This is a genomic window from Bacteroidota bacterium, assembly GCA_030706565.1.
Lineage (GTDB): Bacteria > Bacteroidota > Bacteroidia > Bacteroidales > JAUZOH01 > JAUZOH01.
The window spans coordinates 1-3,004 of sequence record JAUZOH010000433.1 but is presented as its reverse complement, the minus strand read 5'-3'; the positions used below and the strand labels follow the sequence as shown (position 1 = coordinate 3,004).

The following is a 3,004-nucleotide window of genomic DNA, read 5'->3' as shown; positions in this document are numbered from 1 at the left end:
GTTTAGGTAGGCTGCCTGCTACCAGCCTAAACACGAAAAACAATAGCAAGCTATGCATGTAGAAAGCTTACTGGTTAGTTGTTTGGACGAGGGTTCGACTCCCTCCAGCTCCACAAAAATAAAGGGGATCAAGAATTTACAGAAATAACAAAAATGGGGAATTTTTTAAGCCCCTGATGATTCATGAATAAAACTCCTTAAAAAATCCTCAAAGTGCTGACTTTGAGGATTTTTTATTTCCTGCCGGATCGATTTCATCGAAATCTTATACATTTTTAAATTTCGATTACCTTTCTTTTATGTAATTTCAAAATGATTCGGATTAAATTAATTTAATCAATCAGTAACCATTTTTTAATTTTATACCTTTTCCTGCCAAAGTTGCCAATTCTTTTTACGGTACCTTTGTTCCCGTTCCAGATTAATTCGACATTATTGTACTGACCGGTCTCATAACCATAGGTAACGCCATCATCTTCAAAAAGGCTTGTTTGCGAAAGCTTTTTCCCATATACTTTACAGGTTATTGAAAAATTTGTATTTGCTGAAATATATTCTTCCGGTTCGGCCAATGGAAGTATTGTGCCTTCTTTTACAAAAACAGGCTCTTGCGACAGGTTAACCCGGACTGAATAAGTTTTCCCTCCTTCATATTTCTCATTAGTGTTATAATTATACCAATTACCTTGCGGGAAATACACCTGCCGGATATCCGAATCCCCTGTTAATGGAGCTGCCAATATACCCTCACCAATCATGTACTCATCAAATATATCTTTCACATTTTTATCGTCAGGATAGTCAACCACTAATGCCCTGAAAGGAGGAATTCCCGCATTATGATAGGCAGCAAATGCCGAATATAAATATGGGATAAGACTCATCCGGAAATTAAATTGTATGCGCACAAGAGCCTCAAGTTCCCTGGCATTGGGAAGGAAAATATTGCTGTTGTTTTTGGAAATATCGTATTGTAACCAGGGCGGATTTTGCAAATACCAGCTATTTACCAGGGTTTGTGCGGAAAGCACTGCCGTTTGTATCCGCCTCATTAATTCGATATCCGAATGTGACTCTCGCAGCTCAGGGGACCACAATAATCCGCTAAAACCCGAATTGGAAATCATCCGGATGTACTCCTTATGGTCGTATGTATCGCTATAAAGCGATGCCGTCATGGAAGAGGCAAAAGCACCCGATGACCTGTAATCAAGATAGGTACGGATGTTATTTTTTTTATAAATGCTATAAATCACCTTTGCATACAATAACCCAAAATTTTGATGCATTTGCTCCCCGTCTATTCCCGACGGGAACTGGCTTAACTCAGGAAACGACCATACAGACCCACCTTCCGAGATATTTGAATTATCACATTCGTCAAGTTTAAAACCTGCTATGCCATGTTTTACGAATGTGCTGTCATGATAACCGCCAAAAATTTTACAGGCTTCAGGACCGGCGAAATCAGGAACCAACCCATTCCACACCTTATAGCTGCCCGAGTAATTTTTCAGACTTTCATAAATTGGCGACGATGGATGAACAAAGGCATGTTCCCAGAGATTTAATTTAAGGTTTAGCCTTTTTAAGCTATCAATTAATTGCTGGGGTTTGGGAAAGGTTGAATTATTCCATTTGTACGAACATGAATAAGCGGCAGTCTGCCACCGGGGTTCTAAACCAAAAACATCGCAGGGGATATGATTTTCTCTAAAATACCGTGCAGTATTATATACATTGCTGTCTTTTGAGTCGGCCTTCACCCTGTATTTTACGCCCAATCCCCAAATTGCAGGTAAAGCGCCCCCGCCTGAAAACAAATTATACCGCTGAATGGCATTTTTCATGTCGGGTCCCAGAAACACAAAAACTTCTATGCCCTTTGCCTGGGGAACATCAACCACGACAGATTTTGTCGCCGGTAAATTGTCAGTATATAAATCGGTTGTCGACAGGGCTGTTTTATTATTTGTCTTAGTTTGCCTGATTCCGTCATCATTAAGTTTATTAAGCGTCCCACAGTAAAATGTTGTATAGCGCGAAGTGTTCACCAAAACAGCATAACCATTGGTTGAAACATACATCGGTACAGGAGCATGTGTATAACCCAGATTATTGAGGGGATTGTCGTTAACCAGCGGGCGGCGTTTTAATCCTTTCTGGTCAAAAGAATTCATCTGTAATCCGAAGCCATATAATTGTTCGGTAGTTGTAAGTGGAATTTCAACCACACAGCCTCGCTCCGTTATTTCCAGCTTTATATCGTTCAGATAAGCGGGCATGTCACTTTTAGGAAGATTTTCCAAAGATTTTACAAGTGGTTTTTCTGAACAAAAACTATAAGGAGTATATTTATCAGGTACGCCTAGGGTTATTTTTTTAACTCCCGGGGCGACATCTTCAACTTTATATGAATTTTGAGCGTGAACATTTAAAATAAAAAATGTGTTAAGTATTAAAATAAATAAGCTTAGATTAAATACTTTTTCCATCATAATTTTTATTTATATTATTTGCTTTGCTATCATCAATACCAAAAATAAAACAGGACTATAATTTTAATCCTACATAACAGAAAAAAACTCAATTTTAAAGTCAAATGGCAGCTTTCATTCCATCCAAATTTTAATTTTTCCCTTTTGTCTGGTATAGTCTTAAATCATTTTATCATTGGTTAATTCTTACCCTATCCCTGGATCGCAAATTTCAATCTAACTAAAGGTCAGATTTTACAATCCGTGCAACCCATCCGCCTCCTTTGGCCATATCGATGGCAATATCCGAGGAAGAATCTACATCTTTTATAACAGTTTTAAAGTCCTTGGCATTACGATCAGCGTTGATGCCATCCTGCCAGATGTACATTTTGAATTTACCTTTGCCCAGGAACGATAAATTGGCGGTTAATTTTCTGGGCGACCAGTCCGTCATAGCCCCCATATACCAGTCGCCATTATTTGCCTTCCTGGCCATCAATACATAATTACCTACCTTGGAAGAC

General features: G+C 38.6%; 2 protein-coding genes and 1 other RNA gene. 1 reads left to right on the top strand and 2 read right to left on the bottom strand.

The genetic code is table 11. The features are described from left to right. Positions 1-116, top strand: a transfer-messenger RNA (tmRNA) gene (gene ssrA / locus Q8907_15210); the annotation flags it as partial. Positions 117-332: 216 nt separating this feature from the next. Here ssrA and Q8907_15205 read toward each other — a convergent pair. After that, on the bottom strand, positions 333-2,498 hold the full coding sequence (locus Q8907_15205) for a glycoside hydrolase family 31 protein (GenBank protein MDP4275620.1): 2,166 nt from the start codon (positions 2,496-2,498) through the stop codon (positions 333-335). 220 nt (positions 2,499-2,718) lie between these two features. Continuing rightward, positions 2,719-3,004: glycoside hydrolase family 97 C-terminal domain-containing protein (locus Q8907_15200; protein ID MDP4275619.1), on the bottom strand; the 286-nt coding region annotated here is incomplete at its 5' end.